The sequence below is a fragment of the Microbacterium sp. UCD-TDU genome (assembly GCF_000340625.1).
Classification (GTDB): domain Bacteria; phylum Actinomycetota; class Actinomycetes; order Actinomycetales; family Microbacteriaceae; genus Microbacterium; species Microbacterium maritypicum.
In genome coordinates this window covers 1,164,993-1,187,875 of sequence record NZ_KB454446.1, presented here as the reverse complement: position 1 = coordinate 1,187,875, position 22,883 = coordinate 1,164,993, and the positions used below count along the sequence as shown (strand labels likewise).

At 69.0% G+C, this 22,883-nt stretch carries 25 protein-coding genes; 14 read left to right on the top strand and 11 right to left on the bottom strand.

Translation table 11 applies throughout. The features are described 5' to 3' along the window. Nucleotides 1–54 precede the first annotated feature (54 nt). The 3 genes from D514_RS28600 to ribA all read right to left on the bottom strand — a co-directional run bounded on the left by D514_RS28600 (nucleotide 55) and on the right by ribA (nucleotide 2,166). Entirely contained in the window at nucleotides 55–945 is an 891-nt protein-coding gene (locus D514_RS28600) for a helix-turn-helix transcriptional regulator (RefSeq protein ID WP_017829775.1), read from the bottom strand. Between the two features lie 70 nt (nucleotides 946–1,015). Continuing rightward, entirely contained in the window at nucleotides 1,016–1,489 is a 474-nt protein-coding gene (locus tag D514_RS28595) for a MarR family winged helix-turn-helix transcriptional regulator (RefSeq protein WP_017829774.1), read from the bottom strand. A gap of 17 nt (nucleotides 1,490–1,506) precedes the next feature. Beyond that, nucleotides 1,507–2,166, bottom strand: a complete 660-nt coding sequence (ribA, locus tag D514_RS28590; RefSeq protein WP_017829773.1) for a GTP cyclohydrolase II — start codon at nucleotides 2,164–2,166, stop codon at nucleotides 1,507–1,509. Nucleotides 2,167–2,295: 129 nt separating this feature from the next. Between ribA and D514_RS28585 the strand changes: the two genes are divergently transcribed. Beyond that, the gene (locus tag D514_RS28585) at nucleotides 2,296–3,315 is read left to right on the top strand and encodes a zinc-dependent alcohol dehydrogenase family protein (protein WP_031205795.1); all 1,020 of its coding nucleotides are present in this window, start codon (nucleotides 2,296–2,298) and stop codon (nucleotides 3,313–3,315) included. Here D514_RS28585 and D514_RS28580 read toward each other — a convergent pair. Beyond that, nucleotides 3,305–4,216, bottom strand: a complete 912-nt coding sequence (locus tag D514_RS28580) for a DMT family transporter (RefSeq protein WP_051056564.1) — start codon at nucleotides 4,214–4,216, stop codon at nucleotides 3,305–3,307. The genes D514_RS28585 and D514_RS28580 overlap by 11 nt on opposite strands. Before the next feature lie 119 nt (nucleotides 4,217–4,335). Between D514_RS28580 and D514_RS28575 the strand changes: the two genes are divergently transcribed. Beyond that, nucleotides 4,336–5,175, top strand: coding sequence for a sulfurtransferase (locus tag D514_RS28575; RefSeq protein WP_017829770.1), 840 nt, complete (start codon nucleotides 4,336–4,338; stop codon nucleotides 5,173–5,175). On the opposite strand, the gene D514_RS28570 is transcribed toward D514_RS28575, so the two are convergent. Further along, the gene (locus D514_RS28570; protein ID WP_017829769.1) at nucleotides 5,163–6,086 is read right to left on the bottom strand and encodes a hypothetical protein; all 924 of its coding nucleotides are present in this window, start codon (nucleotides 6,084–6,086) and stop codon (nucleotides 5,163–5,165) included. The two genes, D514_RS28575 and D514_RS28570, sit on opposite strands and share 13 nt — an antisense overlap. Nucleotides 6,087–6,391: 305 nt before the next feature. Here D514_RS28570 and D514_RS28565 point away from each other — a divergent pair, with 305 nt between their 5' ends. Genes D514_RS28565 through D514_RS28555 form a run of 3 tightly spaced genes read left to right on the top strand, consistent with a single transcriptional unit; the run spans nucleotide 6,392 to nucleotide 8,887 of the window. Continuing rightward, a complete protein-coding gene (locus D514_RS28565; RefSeq protein ID WP_017829768.1) occupies nucleotides 6,392–7,042 on the top strand; it encodes a hypothetical protein in 651 nt (216 codons plus the stop codon). After that, on the top strand, nucleotides 7,039–7,395 hold the full coding sequence (locus D514_RS28560) for a hypothetical protein (protein WP_017829767.1): 357 nt from the start codon (nucleotides 7,039–7,041) through the stop codon (nucleotides 7,393–7,395). Before D514_RS28565 ends, D514_RS28560 begins: the two co-directional genes overlap by 4 nt. A gap of 58 nt (nucleotides 7,396–7,453) precedes the next feature. Further along, a complete protein-coding gene (locus D514_RS28555; RefSeq protein ID WP_017829766.1) occupies nucleotides 7,454–8,887 on the top strand; it encodes an MFS transporter in 1,434 nt (477 codons plus the stop codon). Between the two features lie 45 nt (nucleotides 8,888–8,932). Here D514_RS28555 and purB read toward each other — a convergent pair whose 3' ends face one another. After that, a complete protein-coding gene (gene purB / locus D514_RS0119375; protein ID WP_051056563.1) occupies nucleotides 8,933–10,315 on the bottom strand; it encodes an adenylosuccinate lyase in 1,383 nt (460 codons plus the stop codon). A gap of 23 nt (nucleotides 10,316–10,338) precedes the next feature. Then, on the bottom strand, nucleotides 10,339–10,851 hold the full coding sequence (locus tag D514_RS28550) for a low molecular weight protein-tyrosine-phosphatase (RefSeq protein ID WP_031205790.1): 513 nt from the start codon (nucleotides 10,849–10,851) through the stop codon (nucleotides 10,339–10,341). 97 nt (nucleotides 10,852–10,948) lie between these two features. Here D514_RS28550 and D514_RS0119370 point away from each other — a divergent pair, with 97 nt between their 5' ends. Together D514_RS0119370 and D514_RS28545 are read left to right on the top strand one after the other, a co-directional pair. Then, nucleotides 10,949–11,260: a hypothetical protein gene (locus tag D514_RS0119370; RefSeq protein ID WP_210699268.1), complete on the top strand. Its 312-nt coding sequence runs from the start codon at nucleotides 10,949–10,951 to the stop codon at nucleotides 11,258–11,260. Beyond that, on the top strand, nucleotides 11,257–12,573 hold the full coding sequence (locus tag D514_RS28545) for a hypothetical protein (protein ID WP_017829761.1): 1,317 nt from the start codon (nucleotides 11,257–11,259) through the stop codon (nucleotides 12,571–12,573). The genes D514_RS0119370 and D514_RS28545 overlap by 4 nt, the downstream gene beginning before the upstream one ends. Before the next feature lie 11 nt (nucleotides 12,574–12,584). Here D514_RS28545 and D514_RS28540 read toward each other — a convergent pair whose 3' ends face one another. From D514_RS28540 to D514_RS28530, 3 genes are read right to left on the bottom strand one after another with little or no spacing between them, the layout of a single operon-like run. Beyond that, a complete protein-coding gene (locus tag D514_RS28540) occupies nucleotides 12,585–12,986 on the bottom strand; it encodes a phage holin family protein (protein ID WP_017829760.1) in 402 nt (133 codons plus the stop codon). Nucleotides 12,987–13,020: 34 nt separating this feature from the next. Continuing rightward, the gene (locus tag D514_RS28535; protein ID WP_017829759.1) at nucleotides 13,021–13,401 is read right to left on the bottom strand and encodes a type II toxin-antitoxin system death-on-curing family toxin; all 381 of its coding nucleotides are present in this window, start codon (nucleotides 13,399–13,401) and stop codon (nucleotides 13,021–13,023) included. A 3-nt stretch (nucleotides 13,402–13,404) separates the two neighbouring features. Beyond that, nucleotides 13,405–13,611: a ribbon-helix-helix protein, CopG family gene (locus D514_RS28530; RefSeq protein ID WP_017829758.1), complete on the bottom strand. Its 207-nt coding sequence runs from the start codon at nucleotides 13,609–13,611 to the stop codon at nucleotides 13,405–13,407. Between the two features lie 87 nt (nucleotides 13,612–13,698). Here D514_RS28530 and D514_RS28525 point away from each other — a divergent pair, with 87 nt between their 5' ends. From D514_RS28525 to D514_RS0119365, 4 genes are all read left to right on the top strand, one after another. Further along, nucleotides 13,699–14,766 (top strand): histidinol-phosphate transaminase, encoded by a 1,068-nt coding sequence (locus D514_RS28525; protein ID WP_031205788.1) that lies wholly within the window; start codon nucleotides 13,699–13,701, stop codon nucleotides 14,764–14,766. A gap of 116 nt (nucleotides 14,767–14,882) precedes the next feature. Next, nucleotides 14,883–16,010 (top strand): thiamine pyrophosphate-dependent dehydrogenase E1 component subunit alpha, encoded by a 1,128-nt coding sequence (locus D514_RS28520; protein WP_031205787.1) that lies wholly within the window; start codon nucleotides 14,883–14,885, stop codon nucleotides 16,008–16,010. Between the two features lie 11 nt (nucleotides 16,011–16,021). Continuing rightward, a complete protein-coding gene (locus tag D514_RS28515) occupies nucleotides 16,022–16,987 on the top strand; it encodes an alpha-ketoacid dehydrogenase subunit beta (RefSeq protein ID WP_031205786.1) in 966 nt (321 codons plus the stop codon). A 28-nt stretch (nucleotides 16,988–17,015) separates the two neighbouring features. Continuing rightward, a complete protein-coding gene (locus D514_RS0119365; RefSeq protein ID WP_017829754.1) occupies nucleotides 17,016–18,359 on the top strand; it encodes a dihydrolipoamide acetyltransferase family protein in 1,344 nt (447 codons plus the stop codon). A gap of 7 nt (nucleotides 18,360–18,366) precedes the next feature. Here D514_RS0119365 and D514_RS28510 read toward each other — a convergent pair whose 3' ends face one another. After that, on the bottom strand, nucleotides 18,367–19,587 hold the full coding sequence (locus D514_RS28510) for an ROK family protein (RefSeq protein ID WP_017829753.1): 1,221 nt from the start codon (nucleotides 19,585–19,587) through the stop codon (nucleotides 18,367–18,369). Between the two features lie 100 nt (nucleotides 19,588–19,687). On the opposite strand from D514_RS28510, the gene D514_RS28505 reads away from it, so the two are divergent. From D514_RS28505 to D514_RS28495, 3 genes are read left to right on the top strand one after another with little or no spacing between them, the layout of a single operon-like run. Then, nucleotides 19,688–21,037, top strand: coding sequence for an ABC transporter substrate-binding protein (locus D514_RS28505; RefSeq protein WP_036322919.1), 1,350 nt, complete (start codon nucleotides 19,688–19,690; stop codon nucleotides 21,035–21,037). After that, nucleotides 21,034–21,972 (top strand): carbohydrate ABC transporter permease, encoded by a 939-nt coding sequence (locus D514_RS28500; RefSeq protein ID WP_017829751.1) that lies wholly within the window; start codon nucleotides 21,034–21,036, stop codon nucleotides 21,970–21,972. The genes D514_RS28505 and D514_RS28500 overlap by 4 nt, the downstream gene beginning before the upstream one ends. After that, entirely contained in the window at nucleotides 21,972–22,850 is an 879-nt protein-coding gene (locus D514_RS28495) for a carbohydrate ABC transporter permease (protein ID WP_017829750.1), read from the top strand. Before D514_RS28500 ends, D514_RS28495 begins: the two co-directional genes overlap by 1 nt. The last annotated feature ends 33 nt before the right edge of the window (nucleotides 22,851–22,883 follow it).

Below are 22,883 nucleotides of genomic sequence, written 5' to 3'. Positions count from 1 at the left end.
TCCGCGGCATCAGGCGCGTTCGAGTGGTTCTGCTCAGAGCAGAACCACGCGCGCTCAGGCCTCCGCGCGGTCGGGTGCGGATGCTGCGGAGGGGAATGTCCCCGCATCCGTCGCCGCCCAGCTGGCGAGCATCCTCAGCTTGTCGGCCGAGGGTGTTCCCGGTTCCGCCGTGTAGGTCGACAGGTGCAGGCCGGGATCGGCGGGCAGCTCGAACGCCTCGTATGTCAGCTCGATCTCCCCCACGACCGGATGCGCGATGCGTTTCACTCCCGTGCGGTGGAAGCGCACGTTGTGGGCAGCCCACAGGGTGCGGAACCGCTCGCTCCGCGTCGAGAGCTCGCCGACGAGATCGGTGAGCCTGCGGTCGAAGGGGTTGCGTCCGGCTTCGCCCCGCATCGCGGCCACGAGCTCCTGCGTGTTGCGCTCCCATTCGGGGTAGAAGTCCTGTGCCGCCGGATCGAGGAAGGCGAAGCGGGCGCTGTTCGGCTGCGGCTGTGCGAACACGGGGGCGTACAGGGCTCGGCCCAGGGCGTTCGCGGCGAGGTAGTCGAAGTGGTTGTCGCGCACGATCGCCGGCGCCTCGGTCATCGCGTCGAGCAGGCGGAGGATGCTGGGCCGCAGCACCGTCGACTTCTTGCGAGGCGTCCGCGCGACCGGGGAGGCGTTCGCGGCGCGGGCGAGGTCGAACAGGTGCGCGGTCTCGGCCTCATCCAGCTGCAGCGCCCGGGCGAGAGCGTCGAGCACGCTGTCGGAGGCGCCGGACAGGTCGCCGCGTTCGAGCCGTGTGTAGTAGTCCACGCTGACGCCGGCGAGCAACGAGACCTCCTCGCGACGCAGGCCAGGGACCCGGCGGTTGCCACCGAATGCGGGCAGGCCCGCCTGGTCGGGGGTGATGCGTGCGCGCCTCGTGGAGAGGAACTCGCGCACCTCGCTGCGGGTGTCCATGATCTGACGCTACGCGCTCAGCGGCCGCGAAGGGAGGTACTGGCGGTACCGGTGACCGGCCCGCACCCGTTCACAGCGCCGCCGTCACACCCGGCAGGAGCTTCCCGAGGATCGCTCCCAGCTGTTCGCGCTCCTCGGCGGTGAGCGGATCGAGCACGAGTTCGCGCACCTGTTCGACGTGTACGGGAGCGGCCGTGCGCAGCATCTCCCGCCCCGCCGGCGTCAGGGCGGCCGAGAGGGTGCGCTTGTCGGCGCCGCACGAGGCGCGCTCGACCCAGCCTCGCTCCTCGAGCGAGTCCAGCGCGTGGCTCAGACGCGAACGGCTGAGCCCGGCGATGCGGGCGAGCTCGGTCATGGTGACGGCGCCCTCGCCCCGGCCCGCCAGGGTGACGAGGATGGCGTAGCGCGCGTGGTTGAGCCCGACCTCGTCCTTCAGTGTGCGATCGAGCACCTGCGGCAGCAGCTGGACGAAGCGGATCACGGGAAGCCACGTGTCCATCTCGGTGTCGTCGAGTCGACGCGGATGCGGCTGCTCCGCCGTCATGGTGTCCTCCTGGACTGTCACGCCGCCGACAGGTCGAGCGTGTGCGCCGTGTGGTCCCGCTTGGCCTGCAGGTAGCGGGAGTTGGACTCCGACAGGTGCACCTCGGTCGGCACCCGCTCGGTCACGCGGATGCCGAGCTCCTCGAGCTGCACAGCCTTGTCGGGGTTGTTGCTCAGCAGACGGATGCCGTCGACCCCGACGGCCTTCAGCATCTGGGCGGCCACGGTGTAGTCGCGCTCGTCCTCGCCGCGGCCGAGGGCGACGTTCGCCTCGTACGTGTCGAGCCCCGCGTCCTGCAGGGCGTAGGCGTCGAGCTTGGCGTAGAGGCCGATGCCCCTACCCTCCTGGCGCAGGTAGAGCAGGAAGCCGCCCTCGGCGGCGATGCGCTCCACGGCCTCGCGCAGCTGGGGGCCGCAGTCGCACCGCTCCGACCCGAAGACGTCGCCGGTGAGGCACTCGCTGTGCGGTCGCACGAGCGGGGCATCCCCGCCGTCGGTCGCGCGTTCGATCGCGGCGTTCCAGTCGCCGAGCCCCAGCAGAAGGTGCTCGCGGGCGTCGATCAGTCCGTCGAACGTGACCACGTCGGCGGTCGTGGAGAAGCCGTCGCCGAAGCGCAGCGGCACGCGGACGCGCGTGCGCTCCGTGGCGACCGGAGCGACGGTTGAAGTTTCAATCATGTCGGGTGCAACACGTGCTCCTGCCGAGTATTCCCGGATCTGTGAATCTCGAAGGGGTTCCCTCAGTACCTCCCATCCGGGGCGGAATCGGCGTTGACTGGATGTCACGCGAGAGAAGGAGCATCACGAATGCGCGGAGTAGTCATGCACGCCCCCGGCGACGTCAGAGTCGAGGAGCGGGAGAAGCCCACCATCACCCGACCCACCGACGCCGTGATCCGGATCGCGGCGACCTGCATCTGCGGTTCCGACCTGTGGCCGTACCGCGGTGCGAACGAGGTCGATCATGACCCGATGGGGCACGAGTACGTCGGCGTCGTGGAGGAGATCGGCGCCGCGGTGCAGACGCTGAAAGTCGGCGACTTCGTGGTCGGCTCGTTCATGGCGTCCGACAACACGTGCGAGATCTGCCAGGCGGGCTACCAGTCCCGCTGCGTGCACGTCGTGCCGATGGGCAGATACGGCACGCAGGCCGAGTACGCGCTCATCCCGCACGCCGACGGCACGCTGGTCGTCACACCCGGACAGCCCGATGCCGACCTGATCCCCTCGCTGCTCGCCGCATCCGACGTCCTCGGCACGGGCTGGTTCGCGGCCGTCGCCGCCGAGGTCGGACCGGGCAAGACCGTCGCCGTCGTCGGTGACGGTGCCGTGGGGCTCCTCGGCATCCTCGCCGCGCGGGAGCTCGGCGCCGAACGCATCATCGCGATGAGCCGGCACGACGATCGGCAGGCGCTGGCGCGCGAGTTCGGCGCGACCGACATCGTCTCCGAGCGTGGAGACGCGGGTGTCGCGCGCATCAAGGAGCTCACGAACGGCCTCGGCGCGCACTCGGTGATCGAGGCGGTCGGCACGCAGGAGTCCATGATGCAGGCGATCCGCTCCACCCGCCCCGGCGGCCACGTCGGCTACGTCGGTGTCTCCCACGACGTGGCGCTGCCGGGCGACGAGCTGTTCTTCTCCGGCGTGCACCTGCACGGCGGTCCTGCGCCGGTGCGCCGCTTCCTCCCCGAGCTGATCCAGCTCATCTGGGACCGGAAGATCGATCCGGGCAAGGTCTTCGACCTGACCCTTCCCTTGGAGGAGGCCGCGGAGGGCTACCGGGCGATGGATGAGCGCCGGGCGACCAAGGTGCTGCTCACCCTCTGATCTCCGGGGGTGCTTCCTGCTTCGGGCGTCGCCGGACGAGCTTCAGCTCGCTCGCGAGGATCCCGAGCACGACGAGCGCCCCGCCGATGAGTGCGGTCGCGGGCAGGCGTTCACCGGCGATGCGTCCGATGACCCCTGCCCACACCGGCTCTCCGGCGTAGATGATGGTCGCGCGGGTGGGCGACACCGACTTCTGCGCCCAGTTCATGGTGAGCTGGATCAGGCAGCTCGCCGCCCCCAGCCCGACCGCGCAGCCGACCCAGATCCAGGAGAACTCCGGCACGCCCTCGCCCACCACCGGCATCGTGAGCAGCCCCAGCACTCCCGCGGTCAGCAGCTGCACGACGGTGATGCGTCCGAGGTCGATCTTCCCCGCGAAGAGGCTGATCAGGATGATCTCCGCGGCGATCGGCACGGTGCTGATCATGGTCGCGATCTCACCGGCGCCGAGTGTCAGCGCGAAGGCGTCGGGTCCCGCGATGAAGAGCAGCCCGACGAAGGCCAGCCCCGCGCCGACGAACGCCATGGCGGGAGGACGCTTGCGGAACACCGCCCACTGCGCGAGCGGCACCAGCGGCACGTACATCGCGGTGATGAAGGCGGAGGTGCTGCTGTCGATGCTCTGCAGCCCCAGCGTCTGCAAGCCGTAGCCGAGGTAGATCATCACGCCGATCGCGACGCCGGCACCGACGTCGCGCCAGCGGATGCCGCGCAGCACGCGGCGGAAGATCACGACGCTGATGAGCCCTGCGATGAGGAATCGGATGCCGACGAAGAACCAGGGACCCGCGTGCTCCATCGCCCAGTGCACCAGCAGGAACGTGCTGCCCCAGACCGCGGTGATCGCGATGAGCGCGGCCTCCTGCGGACGCAGCCGCATGAAACGCAGACGAGAGGGCATCGTTGGCCCTTTCTCGACGTTGCCGGATAGAGCCTAACGGGCCGCGGCCGGCGCACGGAGCGTGACGGGAGAAGACGCCCGCGCACCGGATGCCGTGGCCGACTCGGTAGCCTCGCATCATGAGCGACTTCATGAGTGCCGTCGAGCTGAACGACCTTCTGACCCGGGGAGAGCCGGTGCGCGTGATCGATGTGCGCTGGCGGCTCGACCGTCCCGAAGCGGGGCATGGCGATTACCTCACCGGACACATCCCCGGTGCCGTGTTCGTCGGGCTCGACACCGAGCTCTCCACCCACGGCGAGCCCTCGGAGGGACGGCACCCGCTGCCGTCGACGGCCGCGCTCCAAGAGGCGGCCCGTCGGTGGGGTGTGCGAGCCGGCGACACGGTCGTCGCCTACGACGACTTCAAGAGCATCTCGGCTGCCCGCGCGTGGTGGCTGCTGCGTCAGGGCGGCGTCGACGTGCGCGTGCTCGACGGTGGCATCCAGGGCTGGAAGGCCGCGGGGTTCGACGTCGCGACCGACGATGTGCGCCCGGAACCGGGCGACGTCGTCCTCCGCCCGATCGGCGGCGATGCGATCTCGATCGACGAGGCTGCCGCCTTCCCGGCGTCGGGCGTGCTGATCGATGCCCGTGCTGCCGATCGGTATCGCGGCGACTCCGAGCCCTACGACCCCGTCGGCGGGCACATCCCCGGTGCGCGCAACCTTCCCGAGCCCGTGCACTTCGACGCGCAGGGGCGCATCCTCGATCGAGAGACGATCCTGGCCAGCTTCGCCGAGGTCGGCGTGACCCCGGGGACGACGGTCGCGGCGTACTGCGGTTCCGGCGTGACGGCCGCCCACACGGCGCTGGTCCTGCACGAGGTCGGCATCGACGCGAAGGTCTTCCCCGGATCGTGGAGTCAGTGGTCCAACACCCCTGGCCGTCCGGTCGCGACGGGCGATCAGCCCGGCTGATCCTCGCGGGGACCGTATCCCCAGTGCAGGCTGAGGGCGCCGGGGCCGAACGCCCTGCGCACCAGATGCACCGATGTTCCGCGCGGCGGCGGCAGCGGCGTCACCGTCACGCCCTCCGGCGTCTCGACGTGCTCCTCGCACCAGTCCGGGATGGCATCGGGGTGAAAGCGCGTCCACACCAGCAGCTCCCTGGCCTTCTGAGCCACGGCGTGACCGGTGTCGCGTGTCTGGGGATAGTCGGGCGGATACTCGACCGACCATTCGACCATCGCGGTCTCCGGCGCTGTCAGGGGCACGTCGAGCTCGAACAGCACCCCGTGCACCTCACCGTCCGGGTGGGAGTATCGAGCGGCGATCCTGCCGCCGGACACGGCCGCCAGCTCCGGTGCCGGGGTGCGCACCCCGGGGTTGATCTCCAGGAAGGGGATCGCCGTGATGGTGCCCACAGTGGACTGCACGATGCTGCGCGTGATGCTGGAGGCGATGTTGCCGTCGGCGCCCACATCGGTCACCGAATGGGTCGTGAGCTCGCGCGAGGTGTCGGGATACGAGGCGCCGAGCGCGCGGAAGGCCTCGATCACGGCCAGCTCGAGCTCTTCCTCCTCGATCGGGAACTGGTTCGGCCCGAGCGGCCCTGTGCGGTTCGTCGAGCGGAGCAGTCTGCTCAGGGCACCGACGTCGAGCCCGAGAAGCTCCTCGATGTCGGAGAGCGCGGCCAGCGACTGCACGCCCTCCGGCCGTCGCGCGCCCGATCGCCAATAGCTCAGCGTCGCCATGGAGACGCGATTCCCGCGGGCCTTGAGCTGCCGCTGCAGCCACGACAGCGTCACCGGCTTGGCGTTTATCGCGTCGCGCAGGGCGTTCGCGAAGTCATCGGATTCGGCTCTGCGCGCGTCATCTTCGATATTCATCACAGATCCCCTCCGGTATGTGAAGATCAGCGCCTTAGAGTGAGCATACGACCGCACGCGCGTACCTCAGGGGACCGGGTGGGCATGTGGGGTCACTTGGCCGTCTTCGCAGGCAGGGTGCCCAGTCCTGCGATCACCGGCCTGACGCAGTGATGCCCCCCTTGCTGCGTATGTCGTGAAGCCCGGCAATCGATCTGGGGAGATCAGCCGGGCTTCACGAATCCTCCCTCCGCGCGGCCCCCGGCGTTGCGTCTGCGCAGCCCCGCGTAGACTGGGAGCAATACCCCGGAGGACTCTGGACCGTCATGTCTGCCCCTGCACGCGCATTCACCATGCGCCACGTCCAATTGCTGCGCGCCCTGTTCGCCGCAGTCGCTGCGCTGATGATCACGTTCTCGTCCGATCACTCGGCACCCGTCGGTCTGTCCGTCTTCAGCGGCTTCGTCCTCATCACCGCCCTCGTGCAGATGCTCGCGGCCTGGCTGGTCGTTCCCGCAGGGTCGCGCTGGTCGTACGTGCTGCTCGCAGCGGTCGGCATCGTCGCCGGCATGGTGAGCGGCATCCCGGCCTGGCGTTCCGATGATCTGTTCTTCGTCGTCGTGTCGTCCTGGGCGATCGTCAGCGGCGGCATCGAGCTGCTCACCGGGATCCGGGCTCGTCGCACCGGTGGCATGCTGTCCCGCGACGCGATCTCCGTGGGGGCGCTGGGTGTTCTGCTCGGCGTCGCCCTGCTGCTGATCCCGGCCGGGTTCCTGCAGGAGTACACGATCGACAAGGCCGGCACATTCGTGCTCTCCGGCATCATCCTCGGTGTCGGCATGTTCGGCGGCTATGCGGCGATCGTCGCCGTCTTCCTCGGCATCGCCGGCCTCACGCCGAAGCAGATCGACGCCGCGACCGCGGCATCCGGTTCGAACGACAGCGCCGCTCCCGCGGAGCACGGAGGAGAGCGATGAGCGACGAGAAGCCCACCCGCCGGGACATTCTGCGGCCCCTGCACCTGCTCCTCATCGCGGCCGGCTGCGGCGTCTTCGCCATGGTCGTCACGCTGGTCTCCACCGGTGCCTTCACCTCGCGGGTGAATGCGTCGATCGCGAACGGCACCTACGACGGGCTGACCCCGTTGGCCCTGGGCCTCGTCGTCGGCGGTGGGGCCTTCATCGTGACGCTGCTGATCCTCGCGATGCTGATCCTCGCCGTCGACCCGGCCGACGTCACCAAGACGATCGATCGTCCGGTGCTGTACGACGAGGAGCCTGAGGGAGACGACCCCGACTCCGAGGCGACCGGCCGCCGCGCCTCCTCCTGATCCGCGCACGTCGCGCACCGGTCGGAATATCGGTGCGACCGATCGGCTTGTCCCTGTAGTGACTGCCTCCGTCGACCGCGCCTCCATCGGACTCCGGTCGGAGCGAGGCCCCATCCTCGGCGCGCTCATGCTCGCCACCGGCCTCATCGCGATCGATGCCACGATCCTCGCGACCGCGGTGCCCAGCATCGTCCGCGATCTCGGCAGCTACCAGCAGTTCCCGTGGCTGTTCTCGGTGTATCTGCTCGCGCAGGCCGTGAGCGTGCCGATCTACTCCCGATTCGCCGACACCGTGGGTCGAAAGCCCATCATCCTCCTCGGCATCGTCCTGTTCCTGCTCGGTTCCCTCCTGTGCGGATTCGCCTGGAGCATGCCGGCGCTGATCGTGTTCCGCATCATCCAGGGCATCGGCGCCGGTGCCGTCGCCCCCATGGCGATGACGATCGTCGGCGACATCTACACCGTCGCCGAGCGCGCCAAGGTGCAGGGGTACGTCGCGAGCGTGTGGGCCATCTCTTCGGTCGTCGGTCCGGCACTCGGCGGAATCTTCGCCCAGCTCGACGCCTGGCGGTGGATCTTCTGGATCAACATCCCGCTCTGCCTGATCGCCGGGTGGATGCTGCTGCGCAACTACAAGGAGCAGAAGCAGACCCAGCGCCACAGCATCGACTACGGGGGAGCGGTGCTGCTCACGATCGGGTTGACCGCGGTCATCCTCGGCATGCTGGAGGGCGGCAACGCGTGGGCATGGCTGTCCGTGCAGAGTGCGCTCTGCTTCGGGATCGGGGTGATCGCCCTGGTGGCCTTCGGCGTCGTCGAGCGCCGCGTCGCCGAGCCGATCGTCGACCTGCGTCTCGCGGCTCGCCGGCTCATCCTCACCACCACTCTCGTGTCGCTCGGAATCGGCGCACTGATGCTGGGTGTCACCAGCTTCGCTCCTGCCTACCTCGAGGGATCCACCGGCATCGCCCCGCTGCTCTCCGGCCTCGCCGTCGCGGCGCTGACCCTGGGCTGGCCTCTCGCCGCGGCCAACGCAGGACGCCTGTATCTGCGGATCGGCTTCCGCCGCACCACGCTGATCGGCATGAGCATCACGACGGTCGCCGCGATCGCGCTGGCTGCCGTCGCCGCGTGGCCGAACCCGTTCGTGATCGCCGGCATCGCGTTCGTGCTCGGTTTCGGACTCGGGTGGAGCGCGGCGCCGACCCTGATCGCCGCGCAGGCCTCGGTCGGCTGGGGCGAGCGCGGGGCGGTGACGGGCATGAACGCGTTCGCACGGTCGGCCGGAAGCGCCGTGGGCGTCGCGGTGTTCGGCGCCATCTCCAACGCGGTCATCGCGCAGGGAGCGGGTCCTGACGACCCCGGCACGATCATCCACGCGTCCGTCTGGGTGTTCGTCGCGGTCGCCGTGACCGCCGTGCTCACCCTGATCGCCGCCGCATTCATGCCGAAGGACAGGGTCTACGAGCACTCCGGAGAGCCGGCTCCCTAGTCGCGGGGCCGTGCGGTCGCCGATCTCGTCGAGTGCGAACCGCGCTCAGCGGGCGAGGCGCTCCGCGATACCCGTGTACGTCGCCGGGGTCAGCGCGAGCAGGCGCTGCTTGGCGGCGTCGCCGATCTCGAGACCCTGCACGAACTCGGCGAGGTCTGCGGCGCCCACCCGATGTCCGCGCGTCAGCTCCTTGAGCAGCGCATAGGGGTCGGTGATCGTGGAGCGTCCGGCGACGACCTCGGCGCGGATGACGGTCTGGATGGCCTCGGCCAGAACTTCCCAGTTCACGTCGAGGTCGGCCAGCAGCACGTCACGCGAGAGCGAGATCGCGTTCAGGCCGCGGCGCAGGTTGTCGAGGGCGAGCAGCGAGTGACCGAACGCCACGCCGATGTTGCGCTGCGTGGTGGAGTCGGTGAGGTCGCGCTGCAGGCGGCTGGTGACCAGCGTCTGGCCGAGAGAGGCGAGCAGCGCACCCGAGATCTCCAGGTTGGCCTCGGCGTTCTCGAAGCGGATCGGGTTGATCTTGTGCGGCATCGTCGACGAACCGGTGGCACCGGCGACCGGGATCTGCGCGAAGTAGCCGAGCGAGATGTAGGTCCAGATGTCGGTCGCGAGGTTGTGCAGGATGCCGCCGGCGTGACGCACGCGGTCGTAGAGCTCGACCTGCCAGTCATGCGACTCGATCTGGGTGGTGAGGATGTTGAAGCCCAGGCCCATGCCCTCGATGTACTCGCGGGCGATGGTCGGCCAGTCGGCGTCGGGGTCGGCCGCGAGGTGCGCAGACCAGGTGCCGGTGGCGCCGGAGAACTTGGCCAGGTAGTCGGATGCCGCGATCTGGCCGCGTACGCGCTCGAGGCGCCACGCGAACACCGCGAGCTCCTTGCCCATGGTCGACGGCGTCGCGGGCTGACCGTGCGTGCGGGAGAGCATCGCGGCGTCGGCGTGCTCGACGGCGAGCTCGCGCAGCTTCGCGATCACGGTGTCGAGCGCCGGGAGCCAGACCTCTTCGACGGCGCGCTTCACGGTGAGGGCGTACGACGCGGAGTTGATGTCCTCGCTCGTGGCGGCGAAGTGCGTGAGCTCGGCGATGCCGTCGAGTCCGAGCGTCGAGAGCCGGTCGCGCACGAGGTACTCGATCGCCTTCACATCGTGCTGGGTGACGGCTTCCTTCTCGGCCAGCCAGTCGATCTCGGCCTGCCCGAAGTCGCGGTAGAGGGCGCGCAGGCGCTCCTTGTCGGCGTCGGAGAGCGGAGTCGTCTCGAACAGCGAGCGGTCGGTGAGTGCGATCAGCCACTCGACCTCGACCTCGACGCGCGCCCGGTTCAGGCCCGCCTCGGACAGGAAGTCGGCGAGACCGGTGACGGCGCCGCGGTAGCGACCGTCGAGCGGGCTCAGGGGCTGGGGCGGGAGCGAAGGCTGGAAAGTCAGGGGAGTCCTCCTGATCGGGCCCCTCAGAGGCGGGGCGTGCGGGGGAGACGCAGAGCGGGTTCGAGCTGACGGAACAGGCCCCGAGTCGCCGCCTCAATCATACCGAGCACGGAATCGAACATTTCCGCTCCCGCGTAGTACGGATCGGGCACATCGTGGCTCGAGGCGTTCGGGTCGAAGGCCAGCAGCAGGGTGACCTTGCCCTCCTCGTCCTCGTCGTGCGCCCACTCCCTCAGGATGCGCTCGTGGGTGCGGTCGAGCGCGACGACGAGATCGTTGTCGGCGAACGCCGCAGCGGTGAACTGGCGGGCGCGGTGCTGCGAGCCGTCGTAGCCGCGTCGGGCCAGCGAATCGATCGTGCGGTGGTCGGCGCGCTCGCCGAGATGCCAGTCGCCGGTTCCCGCACTGCGCGAGACGATGCGCGGGCCGAGTCCCTGGCGTTCGGCGAGGTCGCGGAAGACGACCTCGGCCATGGGAGAGCGGCAGATGTTCCCCGTGCAGACGAAGATCACGCGGAAGGGATCCGGGGATGTCACAGATACATTCTGCCCGCCCTCGGGCGTCCTGCACAGCGCGAACCGTCTCCCGCGACCTTCTGCACATCCCGAGCGGGCGTCGCTCTCTCCACCGGTCGTGCGGATCGGGTGGGGCGGGTGGCCCGTGATCGCGGATGCTGAGGCCATGTACTCGTTCACGCACGACCTGTCCGGCGGCTCCTCAACGTCCTGGGGTCAGGTCCTGGCGTGTCGGGAGATCGGCGAGGCCCTCTCGATGCTCGAGGAGGCGGGAGTGACGCTGGTCTCGCTCATCGATGCGTCCGACTGGAGATCCGCAGGTCTCCGTGCGCTGAACGAGCTGCTCGCGCGGGTGCGCGATGACACCGCCGTCGAGATCGGCAACCTCGAGGTGAGGCGGTGGGAGCTGGGCGAAGGGGGCGCCGGATGAGGCGGATCACGAGTGCGGAGGCGTCGACGAGCGCCGGGGAGCTGGAGATCGATCACGGCGGGGCGATCGCCGTCGACACCGAGCAGCTGCGCGAGGTCGGCGCGCGCCTGCGAACGGTGGCATCGAGGTTCGCCGAGGCACGCGAGGCGGTCCGTCGCGCGCAGGCGCTCCTCTCCTCCCCTGCGCAGGCGGATCCGCAGGTCGACCTCGGCGCTCTCCGACGCAGCGGCGACCAGGTGGGCAAGCTGGGTGCCGAGATCGAGAACGCCGGTGCCGGAACGCTGCTGATGGCCGATGCGTTCGAGGTGGTCGAGCTGCGAGCGCAGGCGGAGGCCCTCGCTCTCACCGACGCCGCGGCGGCGAACGAAGCGCAGGCGCGCGCCGACGAGCTGGTCGAGGCAGACGCACGGCTGGGGACCATGGCGGACTGGCTGGTGGCGGGCTGGAAGCGGCAGCGCTTCGACGGTCTCGGCGACCAGTACGACCCGGACGGCCCGCTCCCGTCGGTGTTCGTGGCCGGCGCCCTGGTGGGCGTCGCTTCGGGGCTCGGCAAGGTCCGACCGGGCATGGTGCTGTCGGGGGCGGCGGATCCCGTGCGGGTGACGCCGGTGAAGACGACGACTCCGAACGCGCCGACAGGCCTCGCTGCGGCCTTCCGGCGGGTACCAGGATCGACCGCGCAGGTCGCGGTCGAGAAGTACACCATGGTCGGGGGCGCGACCCGGTACGTGGCCTACATCGCCGGGACTCGGAATTCGATGCCGTGGCAGGCGGGGGAGTCGGAGCCGTGGGACATGAAGTCGAACGTCGAGCTCTATCAGGGCGGCCCGTCGGCGTCGTATCAGGCCACCCTCGATGCCCTGACGGCGGCGGGCGTGGAGCCGGGCGATCGGGTCGACGTGGTCGCGCACTCGCAGGGCGGGATGATCGCCGCCCGCCTGGCGATGGAGAGCGCGTTCGAGGTGTCGGTCATGATGACGGCGGGCAGTCCCACCGAGCCGAGTCTGACCGGCGACCAGACCCTGCTCCAGCTGCGTCATACCGACGACGTCGTGTCCGCGCTCGCCGCGGGCGGGTCGGCGGAGGGAACGGGATCTCCCGACAGTTTCACCGCGTCGCGCGTCGGCGATCCGCACGGCGGAATCCAGGATCTGAGGCTGCAGACCCACGGCCTGGAGACCTACGTCGCGACGGCGGAGATGGTCGACGCGTCAGATGACCCGCGCGCCGAGGCCGTCGACGAGTACTGGGAAGAGCTCGGTGAAGCCGTGGAGGTCGAACGCATCGAGTTCCATGCCGAGCGGGCGGGGTGAACCCGACCGACTCAGTCGCGGCGGTCCTTGCTCTGCGGTCGCAGGATGAAGCCGAAGATGCCGTTGATCACCGAGATGATGAGCGCGGCGAGCACGCCCCACCAGAAGTCGCCGACCGTCAGGCCCCAGCCGAAGCCGCTCGTGATCCACGCGGTCAACCACAGCAGGAAGCCGTTGATCAGGAAGCCGATCAGGCCGAACGTGATGATGTAGAGCGGGAACGCGACGATCTTCACGATCGTGCCGATGATCGTGTTCACGAGCGCGAAGATCGCAGCCACCGCGAGCAAGGTCAGTACGAGCTGCAGCGTCTCGCCCGGCGGGAAGGCGGTGATCACGACCTGCAGGGCAGGGATCAGGGTGACGACCCAGAGGGCGAAGGCGTTGACGACGACGCGGATGATGAAGCGCATGGTCCGACCAGTGTCCCACGGACGCCCGCGAGTGTCAGCCTGCGGTGTCTTCTGCAATGTGTGCGGAGATGACCTGTGCGATCTGGTGCAGGTCCAGTCGGCTCTGTGCGACGTCGAGAACGAAGTCGAATGCCTCGTCGTTCGTGAACGTCACCTCGTATCCGTTGAGTCGGATGAAGATGAACGTGAGGTACAGAGAGATCCGCTTGTTCCCGTCGAACAGCGCATGGTTCTGTGCGACCGAACTGATCAGCGCCGCGGCCTTCTCCGCGAAGGTCGGATACGCATCGACGCCGAACATCCCCGCTGAAGGGCGAGCGAGCGCGGAGAAGAGCAACCCTTCGTCACGGACGTGCAGTCCGAGCTTCGCTATCAGGGCGAGGGCCTGCGCCGGCTCGATGTACTCCGTCGCCATCGCTCAGGCGTCTTCGAGTCGCTTGAGAGTCTCGGCGTAGCGTTCGGTCACCTCGTCGGCGATCGAGAGCACGCGGTCTGTCTTCGACTCGCTGTTCGCGAACCGCGTCGCCGCCTCGATGATCACCGCGTGCTTCGAGGTGTGCCGGGCGCGTGCTATCGCCTCGAGCTGTGCATCGAGTTCTTCCGGAAGTCGCACCGTCATGGCCATACCAAAATGGTACCACCGCACTTCACGCCTCGATGGGCCGTGTCCGAGCCCGCCGCCGCCCGCCGCCGCCCTCGTAGACTCGACCTCGTGACCGAGCCCATCCTGCCCCGCATCCGTCCCGCCATCGCCGCGCTCGCGCCGTATCGCCAGGGCAAGCAGGCAGGCCCCGACGCATTCAAGCTCTCGAGCAACGAGAACCCGTTCGATCCCCTGCCCTCGGTGCTCGAGGCGCTGCAGAGGACGACGCCGATCAACCGCTACCCCGATGCCACGGCCGGGCGCCTGCGCGCGCGTCTCGGTGCCCGCTACGGGGTCGAGCCCGACCAGGTGCACGTCGCATCCGGCAGCGTGTCGATCCTGCACCAGCTGATCCTCGCGACCGCGTCGGTGGGTGATGAGGTCGTCTACGCCTGGCGCTCCTTCGAGGCGTACCCCAGCCTGCCGCTGGTAGCCGGTGCGACCGGGGTGCAGGTGCCGCTCACCGCCGATTCCCGCCACGACCTCGATGCGATGGCGGACGCGGTGACCGAGCGCACCCGCGCGATCATCCTGTGCACGCCCAACAACCCGACCGGACCGATCATCACCTCGGTCGAGTTCGCCGCCTTCGTCGAGCGCGTCCCGAACGACGTCCTGATCATCCTCGACGAGGCGTACACCGAGTTCGTCACGGCGCCCGACGCGGTCGACGGCCTCGCCGAGCGCGTGTTCGAACAGCACCCGAACGTGGTCGTGCTGCGCACCTTCTCGAAGGCCTACGGTCTCGCCGGCCTCCGCGTCGGCTATGCGATCGGGCACGCGAAGGTGCTCGATGCCGCGCGCACCACCGGCATCCCGCTCTCGGTCACCTCCGCCGCGGAGAATGCCGCGATCGCCAGCCTCGACGCCGAGCCCGAGCTTCTGGAGCGCGTCGCCGTGATCGTCGAGCGACGCGCCCGCCTCTTGGAGGGCCTCCGCGCGCAGGGCTGGGACGTGCCGGACTCCCAGTCCAACTTCGTCTGGCTGCCTGCGGGCGAGCGCACGGACGAGGTGGCTGCGGCCTTCGTGGAGAACGACCTCATCGTCCGTCCGTTCTCGGGAGACGGCATCCGCATCTCGGTGGGCGAGGAAGACTCCATCGCCCGCGTGCTCGAGGTGGCAGCCTCCGTCCGCTGAGGCGGTCCCTCCTCCTGGTTCGCGCGGTTTTCCGCGGTTTTCTCCGGGTTCCCGCCAGTTACAAGGGCGTCCTAGGTATGCGTGACCTGGCATGCGGGCGCGGGTAGCGTGAGAGCGTGACCACCTCCGAGACACCCCTTGTGAGCGTTCTGGACGAGACCGGACGATACGCGCCGTCCGCCGCCGCTGAGCGATACCTTCCCCTGATCGAAGCGATCGGCGACGCGGAACTCGAGCAGTTCTACCGGGACATGGTCGTCATCCGTGCGATCGACACCCAGGCGACGAACCTGCAGCGGCAGGGGCAGCTCGCGCTGTGGCCGCCGAGCCGGGGGCAGGAGGCGGCACAGGTCGGCTCCGGTCGCGCCGCCCGCGCGCAGGACACGATCTTCCCCTCGTACCGCGAGCACGCCGTGACCCGCATCCGCGGCGTCGATCCCGTCGACATCATCAAGCTGATGCGCGGCGTCTCGCACGGCGGGTGGGACCCGACCGACCCTAAGAACGGCAACACCCGGTTGTACACGCTCGTGCTCGGATCGCAGGTGCTGCACGCCGCCGGCTACGGGATGGGTCTCGTCTTCGACGGCCGCACCGGAACCGGCGATGCCGACCGCGATGAAGCGGTCATCGTCTACTACGGCGACGGTGCATCCAGTCAGGGCGACGTGCACGAGGCGATGGTCTTCGCCGCGAGCTACCAGGCGCCGACCGTCTTCTTCCTCCAGAACAACCACTGGGCGATCTCCGTGCCCGTGTCCACCCAGTCGCGCGTGCCGCTCGTGCAGCGCAGCGCGGGCTACGGCATCCCGAGCGTCCGTGTCGACGGCAACGACGTGCTCGCCAGCTACGCCGTCTCCCGTGTCGCGCTCGACGAGGCCCGCGCCGGCAAGGGCCCGCAGGCGATCGAGGCCGTCACCTACCGACTCGGCGCCCACACCACGAGCGACGACCCGACGAAGTACCGCGGCAGCGAGGAGGAGCAGTACTGGGCCGGTCGCGATCCGATCGTCCGGATGCGCGCCTTCCTCGAAGGGCGGGGAGCGTCGGCGCAGCTGTTCGCCGACGTGGAGGCGGAGGCGGCGGATGCCGCGGAGGATCTGCGCGCCCGCACCGTGGAGCTCGGGCCACCCAGCGCCGACAAGATCTTCGACCATGTGTACAGCGAGCCGCATCCGCTGATCGACCAGCAGAAGGCCTGGCGCGCGCAGTATGAAGCGTCGTTCGAAGGAGGAGCCCAGTGACTCTGGAGACGATGCCGCTCAGCAAGGCGCTGAACGCGGGTATGCGCAGGGCCATGGAGAACGACCCGAAGGTCCTGCTCATGGGCGAGGACATCGGCAAGCTCGGCGGCGTCTTCCGCGTGACGGAGCACCTGCAGCGCGACTTCGGAGACCGTCGGGTGCTCGACACCCCGTTGGCCGAGTCGGGGATCGTCGGCACCGCGATCGGCATGGCGATGGTCGGGTACCGCCCCGTCATCGAGATCCAGTTCGACGGTTTCGTGTTCCCCGCGTTCGACCAGATCACCACGCAGCTCGCGAAGCTCACCAACCGGCACGAGGGCGCGATCAGCATGCCCATCGTGATCCGCATCCCCTACGGCGGGCACATCGGCGCGGTCGAACATCACCAGGAGAGCCCGGAGGCGTACTTCGCGCACACCCCAGGCCTGCGCGTGGTCTCGCCGTCGACGCCCAACGACGCGTACTGGATGATCCAGGAGGCGATCGCCTCGAACGACCCGGTGATCTTCATGGAGCCGAAGAGCCGCTACTGGCAGAAGGGCGAGGTCGAGCTCGATGCCTCCGCCGTTCCGCTGCACTCCTCGCGGGTCGTCCGCACGGGCAGCGACGTGACGCTCGTCGGACACGGTGCGATGGTCACCACGCTCCTGCAGGCTGCCGCGCTCGCCGAGGCCGAGGGCACGAGCTGCGAGGTCGTCGACGTGCGCTCGCTCTCGCCGGTCGACTATGAGCCCATCCTCGACTCGGTGCGCAAGACCGGACGTATGGTCTACGCGCAGGAGGCCCAGGGCTTCGGCAGCATCGGCGGCGAGATCGCGGCGACCGTGATGGAGCGCGCGTTCTATGCGCTCGAAGCGCCGGTGCTGCGCGTCTCCGGCTACGACACCCCGTTCCCGCCCGCGAAGCTCGAAGGCGCCTACCTCCCGGATGCCGACCGCATCCTCGAGGCCGTCGATCGCTCCCTGGCATACTGACATCTCCGCTCGGCCGAAAGGACTCGTCATGAGCACGCAGAACTTCACCCTCCCCGACGTCGGGGAAGGCCTGACCGAGGCCGAGATCGTGGCCTGGAAGGTCGCCCCCGGCGACACGGTCGCGATCAACGACGTGCTCTGCGAGATCGAGACGGCCAAGTCGCTCGTGGAGTTGCCGTCGCCGCATGCCGGTGTGGTGGGCGAGCTGCTCGTCGCGGAGGGCACGACGGTCGAGGTCGGAACGCCCATCATCACGTTCGTCACGGAACCCGCCGCCGGTGCTCCGGCTGCTGCTCCTGCCACCCCGGCGGCGGAAGAGGGGGGCGGCTCCGTGCTGGTCGGCTACGGCACGGGAGGCGGGGCCACCTCGCGTCGCAAGCGCGCGGCCGAGCGTCCGGTGCGCTCCTCGGTCGGCGTGATCGCGAAGCCCCCGATCCGCAAGCTCGCGCGCGACCTCGGCGTCGACCTCACCGCGGTCGCCGCGACCGGCGCCGACGGCGAGGTCACCCGGGACGACGTGATGAAGCACGCCTCGCAGGCGAGTGTCTTCCGCAACATCGAGACTCCCGAGTGGGGGACCGTGCGCGAGGAGACCGTGCCCGCACCGCAGCCTGCTCCGGCTGGGCTCGCGCGAGGACTCACTCCGACCCGGCCTTCGGCTGCCGGCGACGACCGCACCGAGTCGATCCCGGTCAAGGGTGTGCGCAAGGCCACGTCTTCGGCGATGGTGCAGAGCGCGTACTCGGCCCCGCACGTGACGGTGTGGAAGGAGATCGACGCCAGCCGCACGATGGAGCTCGTCAAGCGCCTGAAGGCCTCGCCCGACTACGCCGACATCCGCGTCTCGCCGCTGCTGATCATGGCCCGCGCCGTGATCTGGGCCGCCCGTCGCACGCCGATGGTGAACGCGGCCTGGATCGAGACCGAAGCCGGCGCCGAGATCGCCGTGCGCCACTACGTGAACCTCGGCATCGCCGCCGCCACCCCGCGCGGCCTGCTCGTGCCGAACATCAAGGACGCCCAGGACCTCGGCATGAAGGATCTGGCGCGGGCGCTGAACCGTCTGACGCTCACGGCGCGCGAGGGCAAGACCCCGCCGGCCGATCAGCAGGGCGGCACGATCACGATCACGAACATCGGTGTGTTCGGGATGGATGCCGGCACCCCGATCATCAACCCCGGCGAGGCGGGCATCGTGGCGATGGGCACCATCAGTCAGAAGCCGTGGGTCGTCGACGGCGAGGTGCGTCCTCGTTGGGTGACCACGGTCGCAGGGTCGTTCGACCACCGCGTGATCGACGGTGACGGCATGAGCCGCTTCATCGCCGACGTGGCATCGGTTCTCGAGGAGCCGGCGCTGCTCGTGGACTGACCCCGCCTCAAGCGCTCTGGCGCAGGCGCTCCTCGGCCAACAGCGGCACGGCATGCTCCCTGGCTGCGCGGCGAGCGGTCGCGACGGCCCCGCGTGACACGACCTCGGCCCCCAGCGTCGAGGCCAGGATCTCGGGCGCCGGCAGGTGCAGCTCTTCCGGGAGGATGCGACGGGCCGCGGTCAGCACGGGCTCGATGCTCTCGGCGACCGCTCCGCACACGATGACCCGCGCCGGGTCGTACATGCTGCCGAGCACGCCGACGATGCGGGCGACGGTGGCCCCGACGCGGGAGGTGACCAGCGCGGCATCCGCGTCTCCTGACGCGGCGAGCGTCAGCACGAGCCGGGGGTCGATGCGATCGGCCTCGACGAGCCGGCCGACCGCGCTGTCTGCGGCGATCTCGCCCTCATCCACCGCCGCGCGCACCTGGTCCTGCACCGCGTAGCGGAGGCCGAACGCCGACCCCACACCCACGATGTGGTCGAACACGACGCCCTCGCCGACGCCGCCGTGCGCACCGTGCAGCACGTGGCCGTCGACGACCACGCCGCCGCCGAACCGCTCGCTCGCGAGCAGCGCGACATAGTCGCGGCATCCGATCGCCGCCCCCTCGGCACCCTCGGCGATGGCGGCGAGCTGCGCGTCGTTCTTGATCTGCACGACCGGGGCCCAGTCGTGCAGGGCCTCGGCGAGACCCGGGTTGGTGCGCTCCCAGAAGCCGTCGGGGTGGGGAGGGGAGATGCCGTCGCGGTTCACGGGGGCGGCGACGCCGACGCACACCGCGAGCACCTGGTCGCGCGTCACCTCGGCCTCGGCGAGTGCATCGCCCAGGCGCTCGAGGATCGTCGCGCGCCTCTCGGCGGCCGACTGCGACGGCTCGAACTCGACGCGATGATGCACGAGGGTCCGGTCGAGGGGATCGGCGACGGTGACGGCGAGGTGGGTGTCTCCCGCATCCACCCCGATCACGACGCCGAGGTCGGGGGCCAGCACGAAGCGGCGCGAGGGGCGACCTGCGCGGTAGGTGCCGGCCGCGCGGGCGTTCGGGAGCTCGCGCAGCACGTCGGCGCCGACGAGCGTGTCGATCGCATCGATCGCGGTCGAGCGGGTGAGGGAGGTGCCCGCCATCGCCTCGGTCGCGGTGAACTCACCGGCCGTCCAGGCGAAGTCGAGGATGGCGCCGACGCTCGCGCGCCCTGTTCCCAGGTCTGCGGAGACTTCTGTCATGGCACTTGACCTCCCTGTCTTCCAATGAGAGAGTACCCTTCGGCAGAGTAAATTCGCTCACTAGATTTAGTACGCGGATCTACACGACGGAAGGACGACGGTGTCTGAGAGACGAACACACGCGGTGCGAGCGGTGGCCGCGGCCCTGGGGGTCACCCTGGTCGGCACGGCGCTGGCAGGCTGTGCCGCCGGCACGGGAGCGGAGACCATCCGCTTCACGTTCAGCAAGCGCGAGGCGATCGAGTTCATGACCGCCCTCGTCGCCGAGTACAACTCCTCGCAGAGCGATGTGAAGGTCGAGATCGACACCTCGGGCGTCGATGTCGTCTCGGCGAGCTTCGTGCGGGGCAATCCGCCCGACATCATGCTCGCCAACTACAACTACGAGATCGCGCGCTTCGTGCAGCGCTGCGCGCTCACCGACCTCTCCGAGACGGACGCCGCCGCCAGCATCCGCGACGACCTGCAGCCGCTCATGGACCAGTACGGATCCTGCGAGGGTCGCACGAGCGCGCTGCCGTACTCAGTGATGGCCGCATCCGTCATCTACAACAAGGAGATCTTCCAGGCGCAGGGCCTCGAGGTCCCGCAGACCTGGGATGAGCTGCTCGCCGTGTGCGACCAGCTGAAGGCCGCCGGCATCGATCCGTTCTACGGCACGTTCAAGGATGACTGGACCGTGGGGCAGGGGTGGTACGACTACTCCGCCGGCGGCTCGGTCGACGTGGTCGACTTCTTCGACGCGCTCGCCGCCGAGGGCGCGGATGTGGGACCCGACTCCGACGTCTCGTTCTCGAAGGACTTCGCCGAGCCGATGGACAGGATGCTGCAGCTCGCGAACGACTACACGAACGCGGATGCCCCGAGTCGCGGCTACGGCGACGGCAACCTCGCCTTCGGCAAGGGCGAGGCGGCGATGTACCTGCAGGGCCCGTGGGCCTTCAGCGAGATCGCGAAGACCGCGCCCGACCTGCAGCTGGGCACCTTCCCGCTGCCGATGACGAACGACCCCGCCGACCTCGGCGTGCGCGTCAACATGGACCTCGCCGCGATGATCCCGGAGGGCTCGCACCATCAGGAGGCCGCCCGCGACTTCCTCGAGTTCCTCTACCAGCCGCAGAACATCGAGAAGTACAACGCCTCGCAGCTCGGCTTCACCCCGACGAAGGGCGCTTCCGCCCCCGACGACCCCCGGGTCGAGGGGATGGTCGAGTACTACGACAACGGGCAGATCTATCAGGGCCCCTCGGTGCTGGTGCCCAAGACGCTTCCGATGATGAACTACGCGCAGGCGATGGTGCTCGGCGCCTCTCCGAGCTCCATCCTGCGCACCATGGACGCGGACTGGGCCCGCATCGCCTTCCGCGCGCCGATCCCCTCGACGAAGGACACCGCGTCCGCGTCGGGCGAGCCATCCGCTTCCGGCGAGACAGAGGAGTCCGCGCCATGAGCACCACCACCCCCGCCGCACCCGCCGACAGCACGACCCTCATCGTCACCGGCGGCGACCGAAAGCTCCGCCGGCACACGCGTCGCGTCGAGCCGATCTACTACCTGTTCCTGCTGCCGACGCTCGTGCTCTTCACGCTCGCGATCACGGTGCCGGGTGTCATCGGCATCTTCTTCAGCTTCACCGACTCCATCGGCATCGGCGAGTGGAGCTTCAACGGGCTGACGAACTACATCGCGCTGTTCAGCGATCCGTCGATCCTGCAGAGCTACCTGTTCACCTTCGGGTTCTCCATCGCCACGGTCATCGTCGTGAACGTGGTCGCGTTCCTGCTGGCGGTCGGGCTCACCTCGCGCATCCGGTTCAAGACGGGCCTGCGCACGATCTTCGTGATCCCGATGGTGATCTCGGGCATCATCATCGCCTACGTCTTCAACTTCCTGTTCTCCAACTCGATCCCGGCGGCGGGTGCGGCAGCCGGCATCCCGTGGCTCGAGACGAGCCTGCTCGCCAACCCCGACCTCGCCTGGATCGCGATCGTCGTCGTCACCGCCTGGCAGGCCGTTCCCGGCACGCTGCTGATCTACATCGCCGGCCTCCTGTCGGTACCCGGCGAGGTGTACGAAGCGGCCAGCATCGACGGTGCCAGCAAGACGCAGCAGCTCACCCGCATCACGCTCCCGCTGGTGGCGGGGTACGTCGTGATCAACGTGATCCTCGGATTCAAGGGCTTCCTGAACGCCTACGACATCATCGTCGGCCTCACGAACGGCGGCCCCGGCACCTCGACCCGCAGCGTCGCCATGACGATCATCGCGGGCTTCAACGGCGGCGACTACGCCTACCAGATGGCCAACGCGACCATCTTCTTCATCGTCGCCGTGCTCATCTCCCTCCTCCAGCTGTCGCTGACGCGCGGAAGGAACGCACTCTGATGTCGACGCAGACACTCACCACCATCCCCACCTCGGGCAAGAAGCGCCGCGTGCGCATGGAGCGGGTGAACTGGTCGGGCACGATCATCCTGATCCTGTGCGCCGTCACCGTCCTCCTGCCGCTGTACGTGACCATCTCGATGGCCCTCAAGACCACGGGCCAGGCGGTCGACGGCAACGCCTTCTCGCTCCCGGCTCCGTTCAGCTTCGACGGCTTCGTCGAGGCATGGACCCTGACGAAGTTCCCCGTCGGCGCCGGTATCTCGCTGCTGGTCACCGCCGGCACCGTGGTCGCGACGATCGTGCTGGCGGCCTTCGCCTCGTACGCGATCGTGCGCAACTGGGACCGCCGGCTGTTCCGCTACTCGTTCTTCTACCTGCTCGCGGCGATGTTCATCCCGTTCCCCGTCGTCGCACTGCCGCAGATCCAGCTCACCGGACGCGTCGGGCTCGACAACCCGTTCGGGGTGATCATCCTCGCGACCATGTTCCAGCTGAGCTTCAGCGTGCTGCTGTTCACGGCGTTCCTGCGGTCGATCCCGATCGAGCTGGAGGAGAGCGCCCGTATCGACGGCGCGACCACCTGGCAGACCTTCTGGAAGCTGATCTTCCCCCTGCTCGCCCCCATGAGCGCCACCGTCGGCATCTTCGCGTTCCTGTACGCCTGGAACGACTTCATGATGCCGTCGCTCATCATCGCCGACCCCGCACTGCAGACGCTGCCCGTGCGGCAGAACCTGTTCCAGAACCAGTTCAGCAACAACTACAACGTCGCGTTCGCCTCGTACCTGATGGCGATGGCGCCCGCGATCGTCGCCTACCTGTTCACCCAGCGGTGGGTCATGGAAGGCGTCACGCAGGGCGCCGTCAAGGGCTGACGCTCATCGAAGCCCCCGACCCCCGGAAACAAA

Coding starts and splice junctions, on each gene's coding strand:
- D514_RS28510 (WP_017829753.1), bottom strand. CDS start 19,587: ATGACAGAAGTCTCCGCAGACCTGGGAACAGGGCGCGCGAGCGTCGGC.
- D514_RS28595 (WP_017829774.1), bottom strand. CDS start 1,489: ATGACGGCGGAGCAGCCGCATCCGCGTCGACTCGACGACACCGAGATG.
- D514_RS28540 (WP_017829760.1), bottom strand. CDS start 12,986: ATGCGCTTCATCATCCGCGTCGTCGTCAACGCCTTCGCCCTCTGGGTC.
- D514_RS28560 (WP_017829767.1), top strand. CDS start 7,039: ATGAGCGACGAGAAGCCCACCCGCCGGGACATTCTGCGGCCCCTGCAC.
- D514_RS28585 (WP_031205795.1), top strand. CDS start 2,296: ATGCGCGGAGTAGTCATGCACGCCCCCGGCGACGTCAGAGTCGAGGAG.
- D514_RS28535 (WP_017829759.1), bottom strand. CDS start 13,401: ATGGCGACGGAGTACATCGAGCCGGCGCAGGCCCTCGCCCTGATAGCG.
- D514_RS28500 (WP_017829751.1), top strand. CDS start 21,034: ATGAGCACCACCACCCCCGCCGCACCCGCCGACAGCACGACCCTCATC.
- ribA (WP_017829773.1), bottom strand. CDS start 2,166: ATGATTGAAACTTCAACCGTCGCTCCGGTCGCCACGGAGCGCACGCGC.
- D514_RS28530 (WP_017829758.1), bottom strand. CDS start 13,611: ATGGCCATGACGGTGCGACTTCCGGAAGAACTCGATGCACAGCTCGAG.
- D514_RS0119365 (WP_017829754.1), top strand. CDS start 17,016: ATGAGCACGCAGAACTTCACCCTCCCCGACGTCGGGGAAGGCCTGACC.
- D514_RS28545 (WP_017829761.1), top strand. CDS start 11,257: ATGAGGCGGATCACGAGTGCGGAGGCGTCGACGAGCGCCGGGGAGCTG.
- D514_RS28515 (WP_031205786.1), top strand. CDS start 16,022: ATGCCGCTCAGCAAGGCGCTGAACGCGGGTATGCGCAGGGCCATGGAG.
- D514_RS28570 (WP_017829769.1), bottom strand. CDS start 6,086: ATGAATATCGAAGATGACGCGCGCAGAGCCGAATCCGATGACTTCGCG.
- D514_RS28495 (WP_017829750.1), top strand. CDS start 21,972: ATGTCGACGCAGACACTCACCACCATCCCCACCTCGGGCAAGAAGCGC.
- D514_RS28565 (WP_017829768.1), top strand. CDS start 6,392: ATGTCTGCCCCTGCACGCGCATTCACCATGCGCCACGTCCAATTGCTG.
- D514_RS28580 (WP_051056564.1), bottom strand. CDS start 4,216: ATGCCCTCTCGTCTGCGTTTCATGCGGCTGCGTCCGCAGGAGGCCGCG.
- D514_RS28600 (WP_017829775.1), bottom strand. CDS start 945: ATGGACACCCGCAGCGAGGTGCGCGAGTTCCTCTCCACGAGGCGCGCA.
- D514_RS28575 (WP_017829770.1), top strand. CDS start 4,336: ATGAGCGACTTCATGAGTGCCGTCGAGCTGAACGACCTTCTGACCCGG.